Here is a 25814-nt window from a genome sequence, read left to right as displayed (position 1 = left end):
TTTGAGGAGCATTCATGCAGACACCTCTGTTTATCTACGTACACGGCTTTAACAGTTCGCCATCGTCTATCAAGGCGCAGTTGTTGGGGCAGTATCTGAGAGAGGCTCAGATTGACGTTGATTATGAAGTACCGGAACTCTCTCACTGGCCGGCACAAGCGATCAAGCAGCTGGAAACACTGATCGAAGCGGTGCCAGATCGCCCGGTTACATTGATCGGCAGTTCCCTGGGGGGGTACTACAGCACTTGGCTGGCGGAAAAATACAGCCACGTTCGCGTGGTGTTGGTAAACCCAGCCGTACGGCCCTATGCGTTGCTGGAAGATTGGCTGGGAGAGAACGAAAACCTCTATACCCACGAGCACTATGTACTGACCCGGGATCACTTGCGGCAGTTGCTGGAGATCAACTGTGAGCAGATTCGCAATCCATCCCGTTACCTGTTGCTGACACAAACGGACGACGAAACACTGGACTATCGTGAAGCGGTGGACAAGTTTGCCGGTTCGCCACAGTTTGTGCAGCCAGGCGGAAGTCATGGTTTTGACCGCTTCCAGGATCTGATTCCCGCAATACTGGCCTTTAGCCAAGGGCGTGTTGAGTTACCGCCTGCAGAACCATTAGAGGCCTCCTAAACAGGCCCGAACAGTCGTCACGTCGCTAAGGATCTTATAGATGACGAAACAATATACAGCTGATGCGATTGAAGTCCTCAGCGGACTGGAGCCGGTAAGGCGCCGTCCCGGTATGTATACCGAAACCGATCGTCCGAACCACCTGGCCCAGGAAGTCATTGATAACTCTGTGGACGAGGCTTTGGCCGGTCATGCCAAGCAGATTGATGTTGTTCTGCATAAAGACCAGTCCATCTCTTGTTCTGATGATGGTCGCGGTATGCCGGTGGATATTCACCCGGAGCAGGGGGTGAGTGGTGTAGAGCTGATTCTCTGCAAACTGCACGCTGGTGGCAAGTTCAACAACGACAACTACAACTACTCCGGGGGGTTGCACGGGGTGGGTGTGTCGGTGGTGAACGCGCTGTCTCGCCTACTGGAGGTGACCGTTAAGCGTGACGGTCAGGTTTACCGCATCGGTTTTGCCGACGGTGAAAAAGTATCGGATCTTGAAGTGATCGATACCTGCGGTAAGCGTAACACCGGCACCACGGTACGCTTCTCGCCAGACCCTAAGTATTTTGACTCGCCGAAGTTCAGCGTCAGCCGTCTCAAGCATATGCTGCGCGCCAAGGCTGTATTGTGCCCGGGCCTCAAGGTGACCTTTACCAACCTGACCGGCGCTGAAAAAGAGAAAGATGAGTGGTGTTATGAAGATGGTCTGACAGCCTATCTGCAGGGCACCACCCAAGTCTATGAAACCCTGCCGGCGGAGCCGTTCTCAGGTGCGTTGCAAGGCGAAGAGGATGCCGTCGAGTGGGCGGTGCAGTGGCTGCCGGAAGGTGGCGAGCTGACCTGTGAAAGCTACGTCAACCTGATCCCGACCGCACAAGGTGGTACTCACGTAAACGGTATGCGTTCCGGCCTGCTGGATGCGATGCGTGAGTTCTGTGAGTTCCGTAACCTGTTGCCGCGTGGGGTCAAACTGACCGCCGATGATATCTGGGATAAATGTGCTTATGTGCTGTCCGCAAAGATGCGCGATCCGCAGTTTGCCGGTCAGACCAAGGAACGTCTCTCCTCCCGACATGTAGCGGCGTTTATCACCGGTGCCATCAAGGATGCCTTCTCGCTGTGGCTGAACCGCCATGTGGAAGAGGGCGAGAAGCTGGCGGAGATGGTAATCTCCAACGCCCAGCGTCGCCAGCGTTCCAACAAGAAGGTGGTGCGTAAGAAGGTCACCCAGGGGCCGGCTCTGCCGGGTAAGCTGGCAGATTGTTCCGGCGCTGATGCCACCCAGTCCGAACTCTTCCTGGTGGAGGGTGACTCCGCAGGTGGTTCTGCCAAGCAGGCGCGCGAGCGCGAGTTCCAGGCGATTCTGCCGCTACGCGGTAAGATCCTCAACACTTGGGAAGTGGAATCTTCTGATACCTTGGGTTCCCAGGAGATCCACGATATCTCGGTGGCGATTGGGGTTGATCCGGGCTCCGATAACCTGGATGGTCTGCGTTATGGCAAGATCTGTATCCTCGCCGATGCGGATTCCGACGGCATGCACATCGCCACCCTGTTGTGCGCGCTGTTTGTGCGCCACTTCCGCCCACTGGTGGCGGCGGGGCACGTGTATGTGGCGATGCCACCGTTGTACCGCATCGATGTGGCGAAAGAGGTGTACTACGCTCTGGATGACGGCGAGCGTGACGGCATCATCGACCGCATCCGTGCCGAGCGTAAGAATGCCAAGATCGGTGTCCAGCGCTTCAAGGGGTTGGGTGAAATGAACCCGCTGCAGTTGCGTGAAACCACCATGGCGCCCGACACCCGCCGCTTGGTGCAATTGATGGTGGAGCCGGGTGACGGCACCAATGAAACCATGGACATGTTGCTGGCCAAGAAGCGTTCCGGTGATCGTAAGAGCTGGCTTGAGACCAAAGGAAACCTCGCGGAGGTGTAAGGTGATGCGACCGGTACGCGGCTTTACCATCGTAGAGCTGGTGATCGTAATTGCACTGTTGGGTCTGTTGGCAGCGGTGGCGCTGCCACGTTTTCTCGATATTAGCAGCAACGCCCGGCAAGCGGTACTGGAGCATCTGGAGGGCAAGTTGCACTCCATCGCCAACCTGGTACATGCGGAAGCCGTGTTGCACAGTGTCCAGAACCAAGCCCGTAATGATAGCGATGTGGTGATCGAAGGAATGATCGTGGAGCTGCAATACGGCTACCCCGAAGCGCAGGTAAGTGTCGTGGGTCATGCCGATGTTATGGATCTGCTGGAGCTGCAGCTCTCCTCCGGACTGACAGTCGACACCAGCGCAAATAACCTTGTGCGGATTGGGTACGACAACAGCAACAACGGTTGTTACGTGCAGTACCAGGAGGCGGATGCCGATGCCGCATCGCCTAACCCGTATCAGGTGACATTGGTCACCACCGGCTGTAACTGAGGCTGGAAGAACAGTTTATGGGTGGTGTAGCCACCCGTGCAGAGAACAATTAAGGAATCCTGATGAGCGTAGAAACCACGTTTACCGAGGGTGGTGAGCGCATTGCGCTGCGAGACTTTACCGAGAAGGCGTATCTGGATTACTCCATGTACGTGATCCTGGATCGTGCCCTGCCGCATATCGGCGACGGTATGAAACCGGTACAGCGCCGCATAGTGTATGCCATGTCCGAACTGGGCTTGAGCGCCACGGCCAAGTTCAAAAAATCGGCCCGTACCGTGGGTGACGTGCTGGGTAAGTTCCACCCGCACGGTGACTCTGCCTGTTATGAGGCGATGGTGCTGATGGCACAGCCGTTCAGTTACCGCTATCCGCTGGTCGACGGGCAGGGAAACTGGGGCTCCCAGGACGATCCTAAATCCTTTGCTGCAATGCGTTATACCGAATCGCGTCTGGCGTCCTATTCGCAGGTCCTGCTGCGTGAAGTGGGGCAGGGTACCGTAGATTGGATTCCAAACTTTGACGGCACCCTGAACGAACCGGCCGTGCTGCCGGCACGCTTGCCGAACGTGTTGCTGAACGGTGGTACCGGTATCGCCGTGGGGATGGCCACGGATATCCCGCCACATAACCTGCGTGAAGTGGGCAACGCCTGTATCCACCTGCTGGATAATCCGGAAGCCACGCTGGAAGACCTGTGCCAGATCGTGCCGGGGCCGGATATGCCAACGGCGGCAGAGATCATCACGCCGCGCCATGAGTTGCGTAAACTCTACTCCACCGGGCGTGGTTCGGTGCGTATGCGTGCCGTCTTTGAAAAAGAGCAGGGTGAAATTGTGATCACCGCGCTGCCATACCAAACATCCGGCGCGAAAGTGCTGGAGCAGATTGCCCAGCAGATGCAGCAGAAAAAGCTGCCGATGGTCAGTGACCTGCGCGATGAGTCCGATCACGAAAACCCTACCCGCCTGGTGATCGTGCCACGGTCCAACCGTGTGGATATCGAGCAGCTGATGGCACACCTGTTTGCCTCTACTGATCTGGAGCGCACCTACCGGGTGAACCTGAACATGATCGGTGTGGACGGTAAACCGCAGGTGAAGAACCTGCGTATGATCCTGGGCGAGTGGCTGGGCTGGCGTACCCAGATCGTGACCCGCCGTCTGCAGCACCGTTTGCAGAAAGTGCTGGATCGCCTGCACATCCTCGAAGGTTTGATGGTGGCCTACCTCAATATTGACGAGGTAATCGCGATCATCCGTAATGAGGATGATCCGAAGCAGGAGCTGATGAACCGCTTCGGTCTGACCGATATTCAGGCCAACGCTATTCTGGATCTGAAGCTGCGCCACTTGGCGAAGCTGGAAGAGTTCAAAATTCGCGGTGAGCAGGACGAACTGGAAGAAGAGCGCAAGCAGCTGGAGGCGATCCTCGGTTCCGACAGCCTGATGCGCAAGCTGATCAAAGAAGAGATCACCGAAGCAGTCGAAGAATACGGTGATGAGCGTCGTTCTCCGATTGTTGAGCGTGACGAAGCGCAGGCCTTCAGCGAGAAAGACCTGCTTTCTTCTGACCCGGTGACTGTGGTCATTTCCAAACAGGGCTGGATTCGTGCTGCCAAGGGCCACGAAGTGGATGCCGTGGGCCTGAACTACAAGTCAGGTGACGGCTTCAAACTGGCCTGCAAGGGGCGCACTAACCAGCCCACGTTGCTGCTGGATTCCACCGGGCGCAGCTACACCCTGGACACCCATACCCTGCCATCGGCAAGGGGCCAAGGTGAGCCGGTAACCGGTAAAATTACGCTGCCAAAAGGCGCTACCATCGATGCGGCTGTGGCGGGTAAGGATTCGGATCGGGTGTTGCTGGCCAGTGATGCGGGATACGGCTTTGTCGCCAAGCTGGCGGACCTGACCTCCAAGACCAAGAACGGAAAAGCGGTGCTTACGTTGCCGAAAGGGGCAAAAGTGGTGACGCCGCAACAGCTGGAGAACACCGCCGATCTGTTGCTGGCAGCAGTGACGAATGAAGGACGGATGCTGATCTTCCCGGTTGCAGAGTTGCCTGAACTGGCACGTGGCAAGGGGAACAAGATTATCAACATTCCTTCTGCACGTGCTGCTGCCCGTGAGGAGATTCTGGTAGCGCTGACCGCTTTCAGCCCAGACGACATGCTGGTGGTGCATTCCGGGCGCCAGCATCATAAGCTGAAGGGCAGTGATCTTGAGCACTACCGCGGTGAGCGTGGACGACGGGGTAATAAGCTGCCGCGTGGTTACCAGCGGGTTGATCGATTGGAAGTGATCCGCGCTGAATAAGCCGGGCAGGCGGTTTAGAAAAGGCGTTCGCCGCATTGTAAAAACGGGCAGGTTGAAACCTGCCCGTTTTGGTCTAGGCTGGATTATTTGAACCGCAAGCAAACCGAATGGCTTTGCAGTTCGAATATCCTAATCCAAATGACGAAAAGGGATTTGAAAGAGCGCCAATGGAAGGGCATTTACTCAATCAGCGATACAAAAAGCGGACGGCGCTGCTGGCGACATTGTTGGCGACAGCCATGCTTACACTGGGTGGATCGCTGCTCTATAACCTGGTGAAGCTCAGGCAAAGCTGGGTCGACTACAGCTATGAAACCAGCGCCCGTGGAGATGCGTTGGCGCGTATTCATCGTGCCGTTGGGTACGGTGGTTTTATCCACCACTACAAAAACTACGTCTTGCGCCAGGACCAAGCCTATCTCGACCGCCTTGCGCTGGATATCGATGAAACCCGCAATGCCCTCAATTCCTACAGCCGACTAGAGCTGGCCATGAAAGAGCAGGTTGCGCTGCGTACCATCCGAAAAACCTTTGAGGCCTATATGGCGTCTGTACGCAGTGCCGAGCTGGGAGTTGTGGAGGGCGTTCAACCGGCGTTGTTGAGTAAGCGCGTAGAGATCAGCGACAGCACTGCCATTGCCGCACTGGCGGTATTGCAGCAGGCCTACGATGCATATAACGAGGGCGCAGCTGAGCGAATACAGGCGGATTTTAATTTTCTGATCAATGTGTTGCTGGTGGGCTTGCTGGCAGTACCAATCATCGGCTTTTGGGCGCACGGCCATATGGGCCTGCTGGAACGCTTGGTTGAAAACATTCTGGCCCGGCGCGAAATGCAGCAGCAGTTGCTGGCAAGGGAACAGGAAGCCCAGCAGGCGCATAAGCGCAGCGAGCAATATCGTGATCTGGCGTACCGCTGCTCCTTAACCCAGATCCCCAACCGTCAGGCATTTCACGAGGCCGCCACGGCGGCACTGGACTCCGCCCGTGAGAGTGAGGAAAAGCTGGCGGTGCTCTACGTGGATGTGGATGACTTTAAGCGTATCAATGATGAGCACGGTCACCCAGTCGGCGACAAGGTTCTGGCGGAGATCGCCTGCCGTCTGGACAGTATCCTGCGGGAAGAGGACCTGGTGGCGCGTATCGGCGGTGACGAGTTTGCCATCCTGATCTTCGGGCGCGATGCGCTCAAGGCGAAAGAGCAGCTGGCGTCCCGTATCCTGGATGTGCTGAATGACCCTTTTGATCACATTGTTGAAGACTTGCGGGTAAGTTGTTCCGTCGGTGGCGCAATCGGCCCGGATCATGGTGACGACGTTGATAGCTTGTTGCGTGAAGCCGATACACGGATGTATGTGGTGAAGAAGAGTGGCAAAAATGGCGCGATGATCGGTTAGGAGCCGGTCACCGTTTTAGTGGGTGCTTTCAGCCTGCTGCTTCAGTTTGGTCAGCAGGTGGTTGCACTGTTTCTCAAACAGGGTTTGGTAGCGTTTTTCCACCTTGTGGATAAGTACTTTATCCTCATCCTCGCGGCGGATGTCCGCATCTTTCAACAGTGCTCGCTTGATATCCGGTGCTTCGGTCAGAGCGGTGTGGCTGATCAGCTCATTACTCTGCGTGGTGCGGGTCAGGAAGCGGGATTCCTCCTGCAGGATCGCAGGCTTGCCCTTATGGCCACGTACCAGCGCAATGTGCAGATTCATAACCGGTTGGAACTGTCCAATGCGCTGTTTATTGAAACCTTTGTACAGCAGCACGAACAACAGGCCGGCGCAGAGTGCGTTGATGCCGTGGGCGTCTTTCTCGACGGGCACAGTGAAGTTGATCTGCAGGTCGCCATTTTTCAGAATCTCTAGCTGACCGCTGTAGATGTGTGCGACCTGGGCTGCCAGCTGGGTATAGATTGCGAGCAGTTCATCACGCTCTGACGCGTCGGCGTACTCGGCATGGGCGCTGGTCGCGTCGATATAGAGCAGGTAGGCCGCATCTTCCGCTGTCAGCATCAGCTCCATCTCGTGCTCGAAAGAGTACAGCGTCAGCTGCTCTTCGTCACGGCCGCGGCGACGCAGCGGATTCTCTTTGGCTACCGGTTGCTGGGCCTTCTGAGTGAGCGGTTGTTCTTCCAGCTCAATCGCGGTGGTATCCACCTCCGTGTCAGTTTCTGCGTACTCATCGGCATCTGCTGGCGCTTCCTCTGCTTCTGTCGAATGGGTAGGTGCTAACTGCGGTGTGGGTTGTGCTGGTTCAGGGCGAAGCAGCTCAACCAGATCACGGTTTTCTGTTGCTTGTCGCTCTTCTTCTGGCTCGTCGACAGGGGTGTCCTCACTTACCTCGCCCTGTGCGAGCGACATGGCATCATCGGCTGCCCGGCAGCGATACCAGAGGACAATGGCTGTCAGGCTGGCGCTGATCAGTGCAATCAACAGGGCAAGCAAGAGCTGACGTTGCATCACCTGTTGCAGCGGTTTTGGTGCAAGCCAGAGCGTCAGGGTACCGATGCGGCGCTCCTGTTGCACCATCTGGCGCTGGATACTGATCCCTTCGTTTTCACCGGCACGGGCAATGACCTGGTCCTGGGCGTCGGTAAGCTGCAGACCGGTCACATGTTCCAGCTCAGCCAGCTCTTGCAGCAAATAGTTGGTGCTGATGCGGTCGTCGGCCAGTATCAGAGGGCGAATCAGGAAGGTAGTCTGTTTTGCCAGTGAGTGCCCCAGGCCGCGAGTTTCCGCTTCGGCCTGCTGGTTGGAGGCGAACCACAAGTACCCGCCACCCAGCAGCAGGCAGCCGAGAAATACTACGGCAGCAAACAGCGACAGGGATCTGGCTGAGAAAATGGCGGGGCGGTTGTTCGTGCTCACGTTAATATGGCTTGAATCAGATGCTGAAAGTCAAAATATAGAAAAAGGATCCGCTGACGCGGCCCCATTCAATTTTTCACAAACGAGGTTTTATCTCCTTATTACCTCGTTTCGGCCGCGATGCCGGGTCTATTAGGCCTCTGCACGCGACAAACGTTCAATCATAGCAGGAGATTTCGGGAAGGGTTAACTCAATTCGGCGCAGTGTGACCATGACCCGGAACTCTCTCGGCGCTATAATAGGGCGATTACTGATCGGGAAGATAACTTCATGAACGTGGAAGAGTACATGATCGAGCTGGGCCAGCAGGCTCGCGACGCAGCTCGTTTTATTGCAAAAGCCTCTACCGGCACCAAGAATACAGCGCTGCTGGCGATGGCTGATGCTATCGATGGCAGCCGTGAAGCGCTGCACGCAGCAAACCTGAAAGATCTGGAAAACGGCCGTGCCAACGGTCTGGACGATGCCATGCTGGATCGTCTGGAACTGACCCCCGCACGGATCGACACCATGATTGAAGGTTTGCGCCAGGTGGCAGGTCTGCCCGATCCCGTAGGTGCCATCACTGACCTGAACTACCGCCCGACCGGTATCCAGGTAGGTAAGATGCGCGTGCCGCTGGGCGTCATCGGCATCATCTACGAATCCCGTCCGAATGTGACTGTGGAAGCGGCGAGTCTGTGTCTGAAGTCTGGCAATGCAACCATCCTGCGTGGTGGTTCCGAAGCAATCAACTCCAACCAGGCCGTGGCTGAGTGCATCAAGGTGGGCCTGAAATCGGCCGGTTTGCCGGAGAATGCGGTTCAGGTGGTTGAAACCACTGACCGTGCGGCGGTGGGGCAGCTGATTACCATGCCGGAATATGTGGATGTGATCGTACCGCGTGGCGGCAAGGGGCTAATCGAACGCATCAGTCGTGATGCCAAGGTGACAGTGATTAAACACCTGGACGGTATCTGCCACGTCTATATCGATAGCGATGCGGATAAGGCCAAGGCGGTTAATGTGGCGATCAACGCCAAAACCCACCGCTACGGAACCTGTAACACCATGGAAACCCTGCTGGTGAACAAGGCGATTGCGGCTGAGGTGCTGCCGGAGCTGGCGGAGCGCTACCAGGCGATTGGTGTTGAACTGCGCGGCTGTGATGCAACCCGTGAACTGCTGCCTTACATCAACGAAGCGGTTGATGAGGACTGGTCCACCGAATACCTGGCACCGATCCTGTCGATCAAGCTGGTTGAGGATATGGCAGAAGCGATCCGTCACATCAACAAGTACGGTTCACATCACACCGATGCGATCATCACCGAGAACTACACCAAGTCGCGCGCATTCCTGCTGGAGGTGGATTCCAGCTCGGTGATGGTGAACGCCTCTACCCGTTTTGCGGACGGTTTCGAGTACGGTCTGGGAGCCGAGATCGGTATCTCCACCGACAAGATTCATGCCCGTGGTCCGGTGGGACTGGATGGCCTGACGTCTCAAAAATACGTGGTCCTTGGCGACGGTCATATCCGCAAGTAAGTGGAGTCTCTGTTGAACCACGCGTTTGTTTTTATGGGCGGGACCTTTGATCCTGTTCATAACGGCCACCTGCGTACTGCGCTTGAGATCCAGCAGTGGCTGGATGTACCCCAAGTCAGTCTGATTCCGTCGAAACAGCCAGTGCACCGTGATGCGCCGGGTTGTACGTCGGAGCAGCGTCTGGCCATGGTGGACGCGGCAGTGGCGGATGAGCCATCCCTGCGGGCGGATGCTCGAGAAGTGACCTCCGATAAGCCCTCCTACACGTTGCTGACCCTGCAGGGTTTGCGTGAGGAGTTGGGGGCAGCTACGCCGATCTGCATGGTGATGGGCATGGACGCGTATCTGACCCTGCCTGGCTGGCATCAGTGGCTCGAGTTTCTGGACTATGCCCACATCATCGTGGTGGCGCGCCCGGGCTATCATTTTGAGCCCGATGAAACCATGCAGGGCTTTACCCGGGCTCACCGGGTAAACGATACAGCGACGTTGCTAAGCAAACCCGCCGGTCATGTCCTGATCCATGAGATGACGCCGTTAGGCATTTCCGCCACTCAGGTGCGCCAGTTGGTCACCGATGGCTACTCGCCCCGTTACCTAATTCCCGATCCGGTATGGGCGTATATACAAGACAATAACCTCTACGGTTATACAACCAATTGAACTGAGAAGATGCAGACAGAAAAACTGATCGAACTGGTTTCCAGCATTCTGGAAGACATGAAAGCCAAAGACATTACCCTGCTGGATGTGCGCGGTAAGTCCTCTATTACCGACTATATGATCATCGCGAGCGGAACTTCCTCCCGTCATGTGGTCTCAACTGCTCAGGATGTGGCAGAGAAGGTAAAAAAAGCGGGCGTGCAGCCAATGGGTGTCGAAGGTCAGCAGGTGGGCGACTGGATCCTGGTCGACCTGGGTGACCTGATCGTCCATGTGATGATGCCGGATGCACGCAGCTTCTACGACCTTGAACGCCTCTGGAGTATTGACGAGACCGAGAGTGAGGCTCAGTAAACGAGATGAGAGTGCGCCTGATCGCCATCGGCGGCAAGATGCCGCGCTGGGTAACCGACGGCTATAACGAATATGCCAAGCGGTTGCCGCAGGAGATGCAGCTTGAGCTGGTCGAGTTGCCGTTGGGGCATCGCGGCAAGAACAGCGATGTTGCCCGGGCCAAGAAGCTCGAGGGTGATCAGATGCTGGCGGCTATCCCTAAAGGGGATCGGGTCATCGCGCTGGAAGTGGGGGGCAAGAGTTGGTCCACCGAGCAACTGGCTGATCAGCTGGCAGACTGGCGCATGGATGGGCGCAATGTCTCCCTGTTGGTGGGTGGTCCAGACGGCCTCGACGGTCGCTGTGTTGCCCTGGCTGATCAGAAATGGTCTCTCTCGGCTCTGACCTTGCCACACCCGCTGGTGCGGGTGCTGCTGGCTGAACAGCTCTACCGTGCCTGGACTGTGATCCAGGGACATCCGTATCACAAATAGGGGCTGGAATGAGTTCCACGCCACTCAAAGACCACAACAGGGAAACGCGCACCTTCCGGATCCGGGCGGTGATCGCGTTTATTATTGTGTTGATCGCACTGTTTGGCTTGGTCACCCGCTTCTATTTCCTGCAGGTGATGGAGCATGATCGCTACAGTGCCCTGTCGGACAAAAACCGCGTTCAGCTGCAACCGGTGGCACCTACACGTGGTTTGATCTACGACCGTAACGGAGTCCTGCTGGCGGATAACCAGCCCAGCTACAGCGTAACTCTCCTCAAAGAGGAAGTTAAGGATCTGGATGGTACCTTGGCGCGCCTGCAGGAGCTGATTCCGATTACCGATAAGCAGGTAGAACGGTTCCGCAAACGATTGAAACAGCGTCGCCGCCCATTCGAGTCGGTGCCGTTGCGCTTCCGGCTGACCGAAGACGAAATCGCCCGTATCTCTGTTAACTATCACCGTTTGCCGGGGGTGCGTATTGAAGCGGATCTGATTCGCTACTATCCGTACGGCTCTTCGCTGGTACATGCTCTGGGATATGTGGGCCGGATCAATGAGCGTGAGCTGGAGCGGGTGGATGAGACTAACTACTCGGCGACGCATTACATCGGTAAGCTGGGCATTGAGAAATACTACGAATCGACCTTGCACGGGCAAGTGGGATTCCAAAAGGTCGAAACCAACGCCCGTGGCCGTGTGATGCGTGTGCTGGAACGCACCGATCCTGTACCGGGTGAAGATCTGATATTGAGCCTGGACCTCAAGCTGCAGCAAACCACCGAAAAGCTGTTGGAAGGACGGCGTGCCGCTGTGGTAGCGATCGATCCAAAGGACGGTGGCATATTGGCGCTGGTATCGACCCCGGGTTACGATCCGAACATGTTTGTGACCGGGATTTCCAACAAGGATTACGGTGCCCTGCGTGAGTCCGACGATCTGCCGCTGTTTAACCGCGCCCTGCGCGGCCGCTATCCTCCCGGTTCTACCGTTAAGCCAATCACAGCCCTGGCCGCCATTGATTCCGGGTCAGTCTCACCCTCGTTTAAGGTGCGTGACTTTGGTTGGTACACCCTCACCAAAAATGGTCGCCGTTATCGAGACTGGAAGCGAGGTGGGCATGGCGTTGTAGGCCTGAACCTGGCACTGGCGCAGTCCTGTGATGTCTGGTTTTACTCGGCGGGACACAAGATGGGCGTCGATCCGATGTCCGACTACCTGGGCCGTTTTGGCTTTGGTTCCATCGAGAGTCTCGACCTGCCGGAAGCAACCCGAGGCATCCTGCCGTCACGTGAGTGGAAGCGGAATAACCGCCGTGCACCTTGGTATCCGGGGGACTCGCTCAACCTGAGTATCGGTCAGGGCTTCCTGCTGGCAACCCCGATGCAGCTGGCGACCGCTACAGCGGTGATCGCCAATCGGGGGCGTTGGGTCCAGCCGCGCATGTTGAAAGGGGCATACCAGCCGGATGAAGAGAAAGGTTTTGCCGTGGGTGAGATGGAATATGACTACGGCAAAGGTAAACCTGAAGATGTTCAGCTGAACCATCCGGAGTACTGGAATCTGATTATCCAGGGGATGGTCGATGTAGTTCATGGCCCGCGAGGTACTGCCCGTCGCTCAGCTAAGGGGGTTAAGTATCGTTTCGCCGGTAAGACCGGTACGGCACAGGTTGTGGGAATCAAGCAGGATGAAGAGTACGACGCGGAGAAACTCGCTGAGCGATTGCGTGACCACGCCCTGTTTGTGGCGTTTGCGCCGGTTGAGGATCCCAAGATTGCCGTAGCGGTGATTGTGGAAAATGGCGGGGGTGGTTCAAGTACCGCGGCGCCAATTGCACGTAAGGTGATGGATGCCTACCTGGTGGGTGAGAAAGAGGTTGAAAGCACTGAATTTGAGAGCCTGATGGGTTATGACCACGACTGAATTTCGCCGCCATATGCCTGAGGCCAGTGACTCCCTGCGACGACGACGCTCGCTCTGGAGTTACACCAACCTCGATCCGATTATGCTGTTGCTGCTGTTGGCGCTGGGAGCGTTTGGCCTGTTTATCCTCTATAGCGCCTCCGGCCAGGATATGGGCTATGTCGCGCGCCAGGCGATCCGCATGGGGGCGGGCTTTGGCGTGATGATCATCCTGGCACAATTGGAGCCCCGTTTCTTTGGGCGTTGGGCTCCTTGGCTCTATGTGGTGGCCGTTGCGTTGCTGGTGGGGGTCATCCTGTTCGGTGTGGGAGCGAAAGGGGCGCAGCGCTGGATTCAGCTGCCAGGCTTCCGCTTCCAGCCATCAGAGATTATGAAGTTGGTGTTGCCACTTATGGTCGCAACCTACCTGGCTAAGCGGCCGCTGCCGCCGAGTCTGAAGCATACTTTTGTTGCCTTGACTCTGATCGGTATACCTACAGTCCTGATCATGAAACAGCCCGATCTGGGAACCTCGTTGTTGATTGCCGCGTCCGGTATCTTTGTGCTGTTGTTCAGCGGTATCTTGTGGCGCTATATCTTTGCTGCACTCGGCCTTGCGGCTGCGGCCCTGCCGGGGTTGTGGATGGTGATGAAGGACTACCAGAAGCAGCGTGTGTTGACCTTTCTCGATCCGGAGAGTGATCCGCTGGGATCGGGCTGGAACATTATTCAGTCCAAAACTGCGATTGGCTCCGGTGGTGTCACCGGTAAAGGGTGGCTGGACGGTACGCAGTCGCAGCTCGATTTCCTGCCGGAATCGCACACCGATTTCATTATTGCCGTCATCGCAGAAGAGCTCGGTATGATTGGTGTTGTGGGATTGCTGGTGCTCTACGCAGCGATCATCGGCCGTGGCTTGTGGATGGCGGCGACCGTGCAGCATAGCTTTGGACGACTGGTTGCAGGCAGTATTACGCTGACCTTCTTCGTCTACGTTTTTGTGAATATTGGTATGGTAAGTGGTCTGTTACCGGTGGTGGGGGTGCCGCTTCCACTGGTAAGCTACGGTGGAACCTCCATCGTGACATTGATGGCGGGTTTTGGTTTGTTGATGTCGATGCATAGCCACAAGACGATGATGCTGCGTTAGCTAGTTAAGGGGAAGTCGGATGAAACAGGGTAAGAAGCAACAGGTTAAGAAATATCTTTTTTCGGTGCTGCTTGGCAGTGCAACGCTGTTGCAGGCCGGTTGCGCGATCTCCGAGGCCAAAGCGAGCAATTATGCGCAGCACCCGGATGGCCAGGCATTTATCAAAGAGATGGTATCCGAAGGCTTTGCTGAAGCCGATGTGCGCGCTGTGTTGGCAAAAGCCACCCGCCAGGAATCTATTCTGGAAGCGATCTCCCGTCCGGCGGAAAAACGCCTCACTTGGGGTGAATACCGCAATATCTTCATCCAGCCAAAACGCATCGCCCGTGGCGTGACCTTCTGGCAGGAAAATGCCGAAGCCTTGGCGCGTGCAGAACAAGAGTACGGCGTGCCTGCAGAATATATTGTGGCGATTATTGGGGTAGAAACCCATTACGGCCGGATCATGGGTAACTACCGCGTTGTGGATGCGCTCAGTACACTGGGATTTGATTATCCTAAACGTGCCAAATTCTTCCGCGGCCAGCTGAAAGAATACTTCCACATGGTGCAGGAAGAGCAGATCGATCCGCTCAGCCTGAAGGGGTCCTACGCCGGTGCGATGGGATTTGGTCAGTTTATTCCGTCCAGCTTCCGCAATTTTGCCGTGGATTTTGACGGTGATGGCCAGCGGAATATCTGGACCAACAAAACCGACGCGATCGGCAGCGTTGCTAACTACTTTGCGCGCCATGGCTGGCAGCAGGGTGGGACTGTGATCAGTGATGTGCAGGTGACTGAAAAAGCCGAAGACAGCTGGTTTAACGGCGGCTTGAAACCGCAGCTGACTCTGGCCGACTGGTCTGCCCGTGGAGTACAGGCCGGTACTCCGCTGGCCTCCGACCAACTTGCCACGCTGATGCGCCTGGAAAAAGACGGTGAGTTCCAGAATGTGCTCGGATTGCATAATTTCTACGTGATCACCCGCTATAACCACAGTCGGCTTTACGCTATGGCGGTACATGAGTTGAGCCAGGCGGTAAAAGCTGAATACGGTAAGAGCAAGTCATGAGGCTGCTTGCACTGCTGACGACACTGTTCCTGCTGGTGGGGTGTTCCACGGGAGGGGGCGGGCGTTACTCTATGAAACATGACCGCGGGCCAGCCAAGCCTGTTGATGTCTCTCATGTGAAAGACGCAGTGCCCAAGGTGGAGCCGCGCAGTCGTGGCGGGAACAAAAGCCCCTACGTGGTGTTTGGTAAGCGTTACCACGTATTGAACAGTGCCAAGGGCTACCGTGAACGTGGCGGTGCCTCCTGGTACGGCAAGAAGTTCCACGGTCACACCACCTCGAACGGTGAGGTCTATAACATGTACGCGATGACGGCGGCGCACAAATCCCTGCCGATCCCCACTTATGTGCGGGTAACCAACCTGAAGAATGGCCGACAGGTGATTGTACGGGTGAATGACCGCGGCCCGTTTCACACCGGACGTATCATCGATCTCTCCTACGCGGCTGCGTCCAAGCTCGATATGTTGCGCAGTGGAACCGCACAGGTAGAGGTGGAGGCGATTGATCCACATAATTGGCAGAATTCCTCCGCACTGATTGCCTCCGCGAAACCGGTCGCACCAGTAAGGACCGCACCGAATGTGCGGGTGCCGGTGCGGGACAATGTGCAGCGTACCACGCCGGTTGGGCAGTATCTGCAGGTGGGTGCCTACAGCAACCTGATTGCCGCTGAGCGTGTTACTGCAACTGTAAGGGCACTAACCGGACAACCGGTTGTCATACGCAATCTGGATCGCAACGGGCAGGTATTGTACCGGGTGCACGTAGGGCCGGTCAGCTCCGAAACCCAGGTGCGCGATCTGCTGAGTCAGCTGGAACAGTCCGGATATCCGGACACCCATCTGGTGGACTTAGACTAAGGGGTTCAGTACAGTTGTGCATCATCTGTAGTGTTTAAATGCCAGTTCAGCTTTTGATATTTGGATAACAATGTTTAAAGCCAATATTCGTTTCGTTTTTTTGATGATTTTCAGCTTGTGCGCGATGAGCGTCCAGGCTTCCTCCCTGATTCCAGCAGCACCTCAGATCGCTGCCCGCGCCTATGTGGTGATGGATGCGGATACCGGTAAGGTTATTGCGCAAAAGAATGCGGATACCGCATTCCCACCGGCCAGCCTGACTAAACTGATGACCAGCTACGTGCTGGATTACGAGCTGGGCAAGGGTAATATCACCAAGCAGGACCTGGTCTTGATCAGTGAGAAAGCATGGCGTACCGGCGGTTCCCGCATGTTTGTTCGCGAGGGCACCCAGGTGAAACTGGAAGACCTGATGAAGGGGATCATTATCCAGTCAGGTAATGACGCATCCGTTGCCGTTGCCGAGCATATTGCAGGCAGCGAAACCGCCTTTGCCGACCTGATGAACCAACACGCTGACCTGCTGGGCATGAAAAACTCCAACTTCATGAACGCGACCGGTTTGCCAAAAGAGGGGCATGTGTCCTCGGCGATGGATATGGCGTTGCTGGCGCGTGCGATCATCATGGACTACCCGGAGCACTACGGCATCTATTCCGAGAAGTACTTCACCTACAACAAGATTCGCCAGCCAAACCGCAACAAACTGCTGTGGCGCGACAAGACCGTTGATGGTCTGAAGACCGGTCACACCGATGCAGCAGGATTCTGCTTGGTGGCATCCGCCAAGCGCGATGGTATGCGTCTGATCTCCGTGGTGATGGGGACAAACAGCGAGGAGGCTCGTGCTCAGGAGAGTCAGAAGTTGCTTTCCTACGGTTTCCGTTACTACCGCACGCATCAGCTCTATAATGCCAATGAGACACTGAGCAACGCGACCGTATGGTCTGGCGCACGTGACCAGCTGCGCGTAGGTCTGGCTGATCCACTGGCGGTGACCATTCCGCGTGGACAGGTCGATCAGCTGGAGGCGGTGATGGATATCGATCAGGTGATCAAGGCACCGATTACCAAAGGCGATGTGTACGGTAAAGTAAACATCCTGCTGAACGGTGAGCTGGTAGAGGAAGTGCCACTGGTGGCGTTGGAAGATATTCAGCCGGCGGGGCTGCTGAAGCGAATCTGGCACGCGATCATGCTGTTCTTTATTGGCTTGATCGGCTAACCCTGACCCAACCGTGCAGAGATGCCCGCATCTGCAAAGGTGTGGGCATTTGCGTTTTTAGGTTATGAGTATTGTTTATCTGAACGGCGAATACCTGCCAGCGACAGAAGCCCGCGTATCGGTTTTTGACCGTGGTTTTCTGTTCGGAGACAGTGTCTATGAGGTGATCCCGTTTTATCAGGGGGTCGGTTTTCGCCTCCATGAACACCTCACCCGCCTCGAATACAGCCTACGGGCGTTACAGATCAAACCCCATCTGCAATGGGAGCCGATCCTGGATGAGCTGGTTCGTCGTAATGGCGGTGGCAATCTCTCTGTTTACCTGCAGGTGACCCGCGGCGCGGCAGAGAGACGCACCCACAGCTATGACGACTCAATGCAGCCGACAGTGTTTGCCTGCTGTACACCGATCAAGGATATCTACACCGCAGGCGCGGACGGCGTTGAGCCGATGAAGGTGATTGTTACGGCAGACCTGCGCTGGCACCGCTGTGATGTGAAATCCAACTGCCTCCTACCTAATATCATGGTGGTTCACCAGGCAAAAGCCCAGAACGCCGATGAAGCGCTGATGATGCGCGAGGGCAAGCTGACCGAAGGCGCGTCCTGCAATGTCTTTGTGATTCAGAACGGTGTGATCTACACCCCAAAACGCGGATCAGAGATTCTGGGTGGCACCACCCGTGAGCTGATCATGCAGCTGGCCGACGAGCATACGATTCCCTGGCAGGAGGTGGATATCGACTATGAGATGCTCAAGGCCGCAGATGAAGTTTGGATCTCCAGTTCCACCCGCGGTGTGGTGCCGGTGATCGAGATCGATGGTGAGCCGGTGGGTGATGGGGATAAAGGCCCGCTCTGGCGTGTGATGTTTGAACTCTTTATCTGTTATCAGCAGCAGCTGATGACCGGTAAACAATAAAGCGACTGAAAGATGAGTGATACAGAAGCTCCAAAAATTGAATTTCCCTGTGAGGACTACCCGATTAAAGTGATCGGACGTGGTGGCGATGACTTCAAAGGTTTTGTAATCGAAGTGGTGCAACTGCATGCGCCGGACCTGGACCTGGAAAGTGTCACCATTCAGGACAGCAAGAAAGGTACTTTCCAGTCGGTGCGTTTTCGCATTACCGCCACTGGTGAAGACCAGCTGCGTGCGTTGCATCAGGCGCTGATGGCAACCGGTCGTGTCACCATGGTGATCTGAATGAGCGTTAACGATCAGGTACTGATTCGTACCCTGGGCATCGAACCCTACAATCCCACCTGGGAGAAGATGCAGGCATTTACCGACCAGCGTGACGATGAAACCCGCGATGAGATCTGGTTGCTGCAGCATGAGCCGGTCTTTACCCAGGGGCAGGCAGGTAAGGCTGAACATCTGCTGGCTACCGGTGACATTCCGGTGGTACAGGTCGATCGCGGAGGCCAGGTGACCTACCACGGACCAGGCCAGTTGATTGTCTATCTGATGATCAACCTGCGCCGCCGCAAGCTGGGTGTGCGTGAGATGGTGGATATCATGGAGCGCAGTCTGGTGGATCTGCTGGCCGAGTATGGTGTGGACGCTTATGCCAAACCGGATGCACCGGGTGTGTATGTGGGGGATGCCAAAATCGCATCCCTGGGCCTGCGCGTGCGCCGCGGTTGTTCCTTCCACGGCCTGGCGCTGAACCTGGATATGGATCTGGGGCCGTTCCTGCGTATTAACCCTTGTGGCTACGCGGGAATGCCGATGACACAGCTCGCACAACTGACCGACATGCCAAAAATGGATGACCTTATGCAAAAGCTGATCGACCAATTGGTAGGCAAAATCGGGTATACTCAGGTCTCCCATTCTGACGTTCTGGAATAAGCAAGCAACATGTCTACCGACTCTCAAAACCCAGCGAACGAGACCCCGAAACGTGCCGAGCAAGGTGTAAAGCTGCGCGGTGCAGACAAGGTGGCCCGCATCCCGGTGAAGGTCATTCCTACCGCCAAAGATGAGATGCCACGTAAGCCAGATTGGCTGCGCGTGCGCATGGGATCGAATGCTGAGGTCAAGCGAATCAAGGACAAACTGCGCAATCACAAACTGGCATCAGTGTGTGAAGAAGCCAGCTGCCCGAACCTGGGCGAATGTTTCAGCCACGGTACCGCCACCTTCATGATCATGGGCGATATCTGTACCCGCCGCTGTCCGTTCTGTGACGTGGCACACGGTCGCCCAAACCCGCTGGCGGAGAACGAGCCGCGTGAGCTGGCCGAAGCGATTGCCGATATGGGGCTGCGCTACGTGGTGGTGACCTCGGTAGACCGTGATGACCTGCGTGACGGCGGTGCTCAGCACTTTGCCAACTGCATCAGCGAAACACGTGCCCGCGTTGACAACATCCAGATCGAAACTCTGGTACCGGATTTCCGTGGGCGTATGGATATCGCCATCGATATCCTGACCGAGACGCCACCGGACGTGTTTAACCACAACATGGAAACCGTGCCGGAGCTGTACAAGAAGGTACGCCCGGGTTCCGATTACGAATGGTCCCTGCAGCTGCTGAAAAAGTATAAAGCGCGTAATCCGAATGTACGTACCAAGTCCGGTCTGATGGTGGGGATCGGTGAGACCAACGAGCAGATCATCGAAGTCATGCGTGACCTACGTGCTCACGACGTGGATATGCTGACCATCGGACAGTACCTGCAGCCAAGCCGTGATCACCTCAAGGTAGAGCGTTTCGTAACCCCGGAAGAGTTTGATGAGTTCAGCCGCTTGGCGAAAGAGATGGGCTTCAAGCATGCAGCCTGTGGCCCGCTGGTGCGCTCCTCCTACCACGCAGACCTCCAGGCAAAAGGGGAAGAGGTGAAATAAACCTAAACCCAGATGAATAACCATAGGGAGCCTGAGGCTCCCTTTTTTTGGTTCAGATTTAGGTACCTGCAGTTGCAGAGAGCAGGGCTTCTAATTACATTAGCAAAAACTTAATTAGAGGTGTTTAACATGTCCGCACTGAAGACCCTTTCCGTAACTGCAAATATGGCTGGCAGCGCTGCTGTGTATGCTGATATCCGTGATCACAAGGTTGTGATCGATCAGCCGGTTAATGCGGGGGGGAGCAACGAGGGGCCAACCCCGCTGGAATACTTCCTGTTCTCCCTGGCCGGTTGTATTGCCAGCATCGCCCGTATCGCCGCAATGCAACAGAAGATCGAGTTTCGTGGGATGGAACTGAAGGTCGATGCCACATTGAACCCGGCTGGCCTGTTGGGTAAGGATACGGATGACCGTGTAGGCTTTCAGACCATCTCTGTCGGCGCGAGCATCGATGCAGACCTGTCTGAAGAAGAGAAGAAAGCTTTTCTGGATGCAGTGTGTGATCGCTGCCCGCTGCACGACAACATCAAGTTGGAAACGCACGTGGATCACCTGTTGGTATAAGTGGAACTGGCTGTATAAAAAACCGGCATAACGTCGGTTTTTTTATGCCTGTTGTCTTACTTTTGGGTTATTCACAGAATCTGTTGATAACTCTGGGGGTAAACCGGGTATAGGCTTGGTGTATCTGTCTGTAAGCCCCGGTTTATAAGGGGTTGGGCTCGGCGTACTATTTCTGTGCTGTGTGACTAACTTTTTGTGGGATGTGAATTGTCAATAGATTTATAAAAAAATATTGTGAGTATCCGCACGGTTATCAACATTTTCATGACAACGGTTATACAGGAAATCTGGGGGCAAAATTGTGGAAAAGCTTAGGGTAACGTGCCGGGAGCAGCAGAATACGGGGCTGTGGCTGACTGCTCAATAATTGCCCGCGTGCTTATTCTTGGGCATTACGTTGTTCTTGGCGCTTCTGTACCGTGTAAGAAGAGACAGCCTCTGCCTGTTCCGCACTGAGGTTGTCAAAGGTGGGCATCGAGTGCGAGTCGTAGTAGCCATATTTGATCATCAGCATGATCTGGTAATCTTTGAGGCTATTTTCGGTAATGGGTAGGTTTTCCAGATAGGGGCCCAGGCCACGGTTTGTATGACAGCCGATACAATAATACTCGTAGAGTTCATCGCCTTTTTTCAGGCGTGCAGGATCAAATTTCTGTTCACAGCCGGTGATGGCCAGACTCAGGCAGGCCACTAGCAATGCTATTGTGCGCATGGGAAGCCTTTCCTTTGCAATCCGTGTGTCGCGTTAAGACGCATTAGAATTACATGATAGTTAAGAAATGGGCAGAGTGACACCCGCAAGGGTCAAACAGATGCTGGCGAGATTCACCCAGGGGTCACCCGTCTGTGCGCCTTTCACAATCCGGTCAACCGCACCACATTCTTGCAGCAGCTTTTCCAAAACCGAGCGACGCAGGCGCTGGGAAGCGCGGCCAAGCTGGGGTTTGCGTTTACCCCAAATCTTCTCTCGCTGGCATACGGCGTCAAAGCTCATACCGCCAGACTGGCCCAACTGAATGTTATAGAGCGCACGGACTTCGCGTACCAGTGCCCAAAGTACGATGGCTGCTTCCGTACCGTCTTGGTGCAGAACCTGCAGGATCTTGTGACAACGATCGGCCTGGCCCAGCAGGGCGGCTTCCGTCAGTCCGTAGATATCGTAGCGGGAGCTGTCGGTCACGGCTTCGATCACGTCATCGGCGCTGACCGGTTTATCCGGGTAGAGCAGGAGTAGTTTCTGCAGCTCCTGTTTAGCAGCCAGCAGGTTGCCTTCGATACGGTCGACTAGCAGGCTGACGGCATCGTCCTCCAGCTGCAGTTCAATCTGGGCGGCACGTTGGCGGATCCAGGTGGGAAGCTGATTGGGTTCAATCGGCCAGAGTTCAACGATTATGCCGCTTTGGTCAATGGCTTTGAACCAGGCGGACTTCTTGCTTGCGCCGTCCATCTTGTCCGCTATCAAAAGCAGGACGTTGTCCGGGGAGGGGGACGCCAGGTACTGGCGCAGAATCTCACTCGACTGCTTGTTCAGCTTGCTGTTGCCCAGGCGCAGTTCGATGATCTTCTTGTCGGCAAAAAGGGAGAGGGCGTTGGCGCACTCTAGCAGGTATTCCCATTTAAAACCGGTTTCCACATGCAGAACTTCCCGTTCGGTGAAGCCCTGCTGGCGGAAATAGCAGCGGAGCATGTCGCAGCTCTCTTCAGAGAGCAAAGGCTCGTCACCGGTGATCAGGTAGACGGGGGAAACCTCGCCTTTCAATCGGCTGGCGAGCTGCTCCTGTTTTAGCTTCATTTCTTGCTGTCAAATGCCATGTAGCTGCGGATGATACGGGTTGCCATAGCGTCGTACATCTCGTTACGCAGCAGGGTTTCCTGCTCATCCTTAGCGGCAGCATCGTCTGCATCGTAGGTATACACTCGCTCGATGATAGCCGACTCGGTTTTCGTCAGATCTGACTTCAGGGAGTGCAGGGTGTAATTCACGGTCAGGGTCAGGGAGTATTCGTCCACGCGGGCGCTACTGTCCAGAGAGACCGACTCACGCGAGAAGCGGGATTTGTCGATCTTCAGGTTATACGGCGCATCGGCAGTCAGCTGGACACCGTTGTCCTGCAGGCTGCGCTTCAGGGAACGGCTAAGTCGTTCACCCGCGCGCTCATCCTGCAGGCTCAACAGCAGTTTGTCGGCGGATACATCCACGGCACCGCGCAAATGAAACCCGCAGGCAGACAGCAGCGACAGGGTAAATGCCAGCGTAATCGCCAGCAGCGGTTTTACATTCAGTTGCAGGGCCATGGGATGCTCCTTTATCCACTTCTTATCCGACGACGATGTTGACCAGTTTGCCCGGCACCACAATCTGCTTGCGGATACTCTTGTCGGCCATGTGCTTCTGTACGTTCTCTTCCGCCAGGGCGGTGTGCAGGATCACATCTTTGTCAGCGTCTGCGGTCACGTTGATTTTTGCACGAACCTTGCCGTTCACCTGCACCACCATCTCGATGGAGGAACGTACCAGCGCGCTTTCATCAACCTGTGGCCACTGTGCAGTCAGGATGTCGCCATCCTGGCCCAGGGTAGCCCACAGCTCGTGGGTGATGTGAGGCACGATGGGTGCCAGTAACTGAACAGCGGTGCACAGGGCTTCCTGAGTCACAGCCCGGCCCTGCTCACTCACATCAACAAACTTGCCGATCGCGTTGGACAGTTCCATCACCGCGGCGATGGCGGTGTTAAAGGTCTGGCGACGTTCGATATCGTCGGATACCTTCTGGATGGTTTCGTGAACCTTACGACGCAGCGCCTGCTGATCATCGGTCAGTGCCGCTGTATCCAGGGCTACGGAAGAGCCACCATTCTGGTTGTGGTCGAATACCTGCTTCCACAGACGCTTCAGGAAGCGGTGTGCACCTTCCACGCCGGAGTCGGACCATTCCAGAGACTGCTCTGGTGGCGCTGCGAACATCATGAACAGACGCACGGTGTCGGCACCGTACTTGTCGATCATTACCTGTGGGTCGATGCCGTTGTTCTTGGACTTGGACATCTTGGAGACGCCCGCAGACAAAACCGGTTGACCGTCGGATTGTAGAGTCGCATTGATGATGCGGCCTTTGTCGTCGGTCTCCACCTGTACGTCAGTCGGTGAGAACCACTCCTGACCGCCGTTTTCAGTCTCACGGTAGTAGGTGTCTGCCAGAACCATGCCTTGGCACAGCAGGCGCTGGAACGGCTCGTCAGAATCCACCAGGCCCTGGTCACGCATCAGTTTGTGGAAGAAACGGGAGTAGAGCAGGTGCAGGATCGCGTGCTCGATACCACCGATGTACTGATCCACCGGCAGCCAGTAGTTGGCTTTCTCCGGCTCCAGCATCTGGTTTTCGCTCATACGGCTGGCGTAACGTGCGTAGTACCAGGAGGACTCCATAAAGGTGTCGAAGGTGTCGGTTTCACGCTCCGCATCGCCGCCACATTTCGGGCAGCTGCAGTTAATGAAGCTATCCATCTTCTTAATCGGAGAGCCGACGCCGTCAAAAGTCACATCTTCCGGTAGGGCAACCGGCAGCTGGTCTTCAGGCACCGGCACGGAACCACAGCTTGGGCAGTTGATCACTGGGATCGGTGTGCCCCAGTAGCGCTGACGGGATACACCCCAGTCGCGCAGACGGTAGTTGACGGTAACCTTGCCCTTGCCTTTGGCTTCCAGCTCTGCGGCGATCGCCTTGAACGCCATGTCGAATTCCAGGTCGTCGAAGTCGCCGGAGTTCACCAGCACACCCTTGTCGGTGTACGCCTCTTCGTCCAGGTCAATGCTTTCTGCTGCGTCTGCTGGCTTGATCACCTGCTTGATGGTCAGGCCGTACTTCTTGGCAAATTCGTAGTCGCGCTGGTCGTGGCCTGGCACGGACATTACGGCACCAGAGCCGTAATCCATCAGGACGAAGTTGGCAGTCCAGACCGGCACTTTTTCGCCGGTCAGCGGGTGGATCGCTTCCACACCCAGCGCCATGCCTTTCTTCTCCATGGTCGCCAGGTCAGCTTCCGCCACCTTGGTGTGCTTGCACTCTTCTATGAATGCGGTCAGTTCCGGGTTGTTCGCCGCTGCCTGCTGTGCCAGTGGGTGCTGCGCTGCAACCGCCACGTAGGTAACACCCATCAGGGTATCCGGGCGGGTGGTGAAGACTTCCAGCTCGCCGTAACCGTCCACGTCGAAGACCAGTTCGACACCTTCGGAGCGGCCGATCCAGTTTTTCTGCATGGTGCGGACCTGTTCCGGCCACTGCTCCAGCTTGTCCAGGTCTTCCAGCAGCTGATCGGCGTAGTCGGTGATTTTCAGGAACCACTGTGGGATCTTCTTGCGCTCAACCAGTGCGCCGGAGCGCCAGCCGCGACCGTCAATTACCTGCTCGTTGGCCAGTACGGTCTGGTCAACCGGGTCCCAGTTAACCTCGGCTTCTTTCTTGTAAACCAGACCCGCGTCCATCAGCTTGGTGAAGAACCACTGCTCCCAGCGGTAGTACTGCGGGTGGCAGGTAGCCAGTTCACGGTTCCAGTCGTAACCAAAGCCCATCTGCTTGAGCTGGTTGCGCATGTAATCGATGTTTTCGTAGGTCCACTTCGCTGGCGCAACGTTGTTTTTCAGCGCCGCGTTTTCTGCGGGCAGGCCAAACGCGTCCCAGCCCATTGGCTGCAGTACGTTTTTACCCTGCATACGCTGGTAGCGGGAGATCACGTCACCGATGGTGTAGTTACGAACGTGGCCCATGTGTAGACGGCCGCTTGGGTACGGGAACATGGACAGGCAGTAGAACTTATCCTTGCCCGGCTCCTCGGTACATTTGAAGCTGTCATTGTCTTCCCAGTGTTGCTGGGCCTTATTCTCAATGTCCTGTGGCTGATACTGTTCGTTCATCGTGATCTTTTCTGAACCCGGTAACTGAAAACC

At 55.9% G+C, this 25814-nt stretch carries 24 protein-coding genes; 19 read left to right on the top strand and 5 right to left on the bottom strand.

Annotated elements, in window-relative coordinates; all coding sequences use genetic code 11:
- Positions 1 to 14 precede the first annotated feature (14 nt).
- The 5 genes from QKW35_RS01430 to QKW35_RS01410 all read left to right on the top strand — a co-directional run bounded on the left by QKW35_RS01430 (position 15) and on the right by QKW35_RS01410 (position 6773).
- Positions 15 to 635, top strand: a complete 621-nt coding sequence (locus QKW35_RS01430; RefSeq protein WP_282350303.1) for a YqiA/YcfP family alpha/beta fold hydrolase — start codon at positions 15 to 17, stop codon at positions 633 to 635.
- 40 nt (positions 636 to 675) lie between these two features.
- Positions 676 to 2568 (top strand): DNA topoisomerase IV subunit B, encoded by a 1893-nt coding sequence (gene parE, locus QKW35_RS01425; protein ID WP_282350301.1) that lies wholly within the window; start codon positions 676 to 678, stop codon positions 2566 to 2568.
- Positions 2569 to 2572: 4 nt separating this feature from the next.
- On the top strand, positions 2573 to 3058 hold the full coding sequence (locus QKW35_RS01420; protein ID WP_282350300.1) for a prepilin-type N-terminal cleavage/methylation domain-containing protein: 486 nt from the start codon (positions 2573 to 2575) through the stop codon (positions 3056 to 3058).
- Between the two features lie 62 nt (positions 3059 to 3120).
- Positions 3121 to 5376 carry a DNA topoisomerase IV subunit A gene (parC, locus tag QKW35_RS01415; protein ID WP_282350299.1) on the top strand — a complete coding sequence of 752 codons (2256 nt, stop codon included), beginning with the start codon at positions 3121 to 3123 and terminating at the stop codon, positions 5374 to 5376.
- 167 nt (positions 5377 to 5543) lie between these two features.
- On the top strand, positions 5544 to 6773 hold the full coding sequence (locus tag QKW35_RS01410) for a diguanylate cyclase domain-containing protein (protein WP_282350298.1): 1230 nt from the start codon (positions 5544 to 5546) through the stop codon (positions 6771 to 6773).
- 15 nt (positions 6774 to 6788) lie between these two features.
- Here QKW35_RS01410 and QKW35_RS01405 read toward each other — a convergent pair whose 3' ends face one another.
- Positions 6789 to 8234: a hypothetical protein gene (locus QKW35_RS01405; protein ID WP_282350297.1), complete on the bottom strand. Its 1446-nt coding sequence runs from the start codon at positions 8232 to 8234 to the stop codon at positions 6789 to 6791.
- 271 nt (positions 8235 to 8505) lie between these two features.
- Between QKW35_RS01405 and QKW35_RS01400 the strand changes: the two genes are divergently transcribed.
- From QKW35_RS01400 to QKW35_RS01335, 14 genes are all read left to right on the top strand, one after another.
- Entirely contained in the window at positions 8506 to 9762 is a 1257-nt protein-coding gene (locus QKW35_RS01400; protein ID WP_282350296.1) for a glutamate-5-semialdehyde dehydrogenase, read from the top strand.
- Between the two features lie 12 nt (positions 9763 to 9774).
- A complete protein-coding gene (nadD, locus tag QKW35_RS01395) occupies positions 9775 to 10425 on the top strand; it encodes a nicotinate-nucleotide adenylyltransferase (RefSeq protein ID WP_282350295.1) in 651 nt (216 codons plus the stop codon).
- 9 nt (positions 10426 to 10434) lie between these two features.
- Positions 10435 to 10779 (top strand): ribosome silencing factor, encoded by a 345-nt coding sequence (rsfS, locus tag QKW35_RS01390; protein ID WP_282350294.1) that lies wholly within the window; start codon positions 10435 to 10437, stop codon positions 10777 to 10779.
- Between the two features lie 5 nt (positions 10780 to 10784).
- Positions 10785 to 11252 carry a 23S rRNA (pseudouridine(1915)-N(3))-methyltransferase RlmH gene (gene rlmH, locus QKW35_RS01385; protein WP_282350293.1) on the top strand — a complete coding sequence of 156 codons (468 nt, stop codon included), beginning with the start codon at positions 10785 to 10787 and terminating at the stop codon, positions 11250 to 11252.
- A gap of 8 nt (positions 11253 to 11260) precedes the next feature.
- Entirely contained in the window at positions 11261 to 13177 is a 1917-nt protein-coding gene (gene mrdA, locus QKW35_RS01380) for a penicillin-binding protein 2 (protein WP_282350292.1), read from the top strand.
- The gene (gene rodA, locus QKW35_RS01375; protein WP_282350290.1) at positions 13164 to 14306 is read left to right on the top strand and encodes a rod shape-determining protein RodA; all 1143 of its coding nucleotides are present in this window, start codon (positions 13164 to 13166) and stop codon (positions 14304 to 14306) included. Before mrdA ends, rodA begins: the two co-directional genes overlap by 14 nt.
- 19 nt (positions 14307 to 14325) lie before the next feature.
- Positions 14326 to 15357 (top strand): lytic murein transglycosylase B, encoded by a 1032-nt coding sequence (gene mltB, locus QKW35_RS01370; protein ID WP_282350289.1) that lies wholly within the window; start codon positions 14326 to 14328, stop codon positions 15355 to 15357.
- The gene (locus QKW35_RS01365; RefSeq protein ID WP_282350288.1) at positions 15354 to 16220 is read left to right on the top strand and encodes a septal ring lytic transglycosylase RlpA family protein; all 867 of its coding nucleotides are present in this window, start codon (positions 15354 to 15356) and stop codon (positions 16218 to 16220) included. Before mltB ends, QKW35_RS01365 begins: the two co-directional genes overlap by 4 nt.
- Before the next feature lie 124 nt (positions 16221 to 16344).
- Positions 16345 to 17445 (top strand): D-alanyl-D-alanine carboxypeptidase family protein, encoded by a 1101-nt coding sequence (locus tag QKW35_RS01360; protein WP_282350287.1) that lies wholly within the window; start codon positions 16345 to 16347, stop codon positions 17443 to 17445.
- A 64-nt stretch (positions 17446 to 17509) separates the two neighbouring features.
- Complete coding sequence (locus QKW35_RS01355; protein ID WP_282350286.1) at positions 17510 to 18367, top strand: aminotransferase class IV; 858 nt, start codon at positions 17510 to 17512, stop codon at positions 18365 to 18367.
- A 12-nt stretch (positions 18368 to 18379) separates the two neighbouring features.
- Positions 18380 to 18652: a YbeD family protein gene (locus QKW35_RS01350; protein WP_282350285.1), complete on the top strand. Its 273-nt coding sequence runs from the start codon at positions 18380 to 18382 to the stop codon at positions 18650 to 18652.
- Positions 18653 to 19303: a lipoyl(octanoyl) transferase LipB gene (lipB, locus tag QKW35_RS01345; RefSeq protein WP_282350284.1), complete on the top strand. Its 651-nt coding sequence runs from the start codon at positions 18653 to 18655 to the stop codon at positions 19301 to 19303.
- A gap of 9 nt (positions 19304 to 19312) precedes the next feature.
- Positions 19313 to 20302 carry a lipoyl synthase gene (lipA, locus tag QKW35_RS01340; protein WP_282350283.1) on the top strand — a complete coding sequence of 330 codons (990 nt, stop codon included), beginning with the start codon at positions 19313 to 19315 and terminating at the stop codon, positions 20300 to 20302.
- A 129-nt stretch (positions 20303 to 20431) separates the two neighbouring features.
- Complete coding sequence (locus tag QKW35_RS01335) at positions 20432 to 20869, top strand: OsmC family protein (RefSeq protein ID WP_282350282.1); 438 nt, start codon at positions 20432 to 20434, stop codon at positions 20867 to 20869.
- Between the two features lie 379 nt (positions 20870 to 21248).
- Here the strand turns inward: QKW35_RS01335 and QKW35_RS01330 are convergent, their stop codons facing one another.
- The 4 genes from QKW35_RS01330 to leuS are packed head-to-tail and all read right to left on the bottom strand — an operon-like array spanning position 21249 to position 25781.
- Complete coding sequence (locus QKW35_RS01330) at positions 21249 to 21581, bottom strand: c-type cytochrome (RefSeq protein WP_282350281.1); 333 nt, start codon at positions 21579 to 21581, stop codon at positions 21249 to 21251.
- Positions 21582 to 21641: 60 nt separating this feature from the next.
- Positions 21642 to 22661 carry a DNA polymerase III subunit delta gene (gene holA / locus QKW35_RS01325; RefSeq protein WP_282350280.1) on the bottom strand — a complete coding sequence of 340 codons (1020 nt, stop codon included), beginning with the start codon at positions 22659 to 22661 and terminating at the stop codon, positions 21642 to 21644.
- Positions 22658 to 23164, bottom strand: a complete 507-nt coding sequence (locus QKW35_RS01320; RefSeq protein WP_282350279.1) for an LPS-assembly lipoprotein LptE — start codon at positions 23162 to 23164, stop codon at positions 22658 to 22660. Before QKW35_RS01320 ends, holA begins: the two co-directional genes overlap by 4 nt.
- Positions 23165 to 23186: 22 nt before the next feature.
- The gene (gene leuS, locus QKW35_RS01315) at positions 23187 to 25781 is read right to left on the bottom strand and encodes a leucine--tRNA ligase (RefSeq protein WP_282350278.1); all 2595 of its coding nucleotides are present in this window, start codon (positions 25779 to 25781) and stop codon (positions 23187 to 23189) included.
- Positions 25782 to 25814: the final 33 nt, after the last annotated feature.

The organism is Pontibacterium granulatum, assembly GCF_029961155.1.
Taxonomy (GTDB): Bacteria; Pseudomonadota; Gammaproteobacteria; order Pseudomonadales; family Balneatricaceae; genus Pontibacterium; species Pontibacterium granulatum.
The sequence above is the reverse complement of the archived record's forward strand: the minus strand, read 5'-3'. Positions and strand labels throughout refer to the sequence as shown.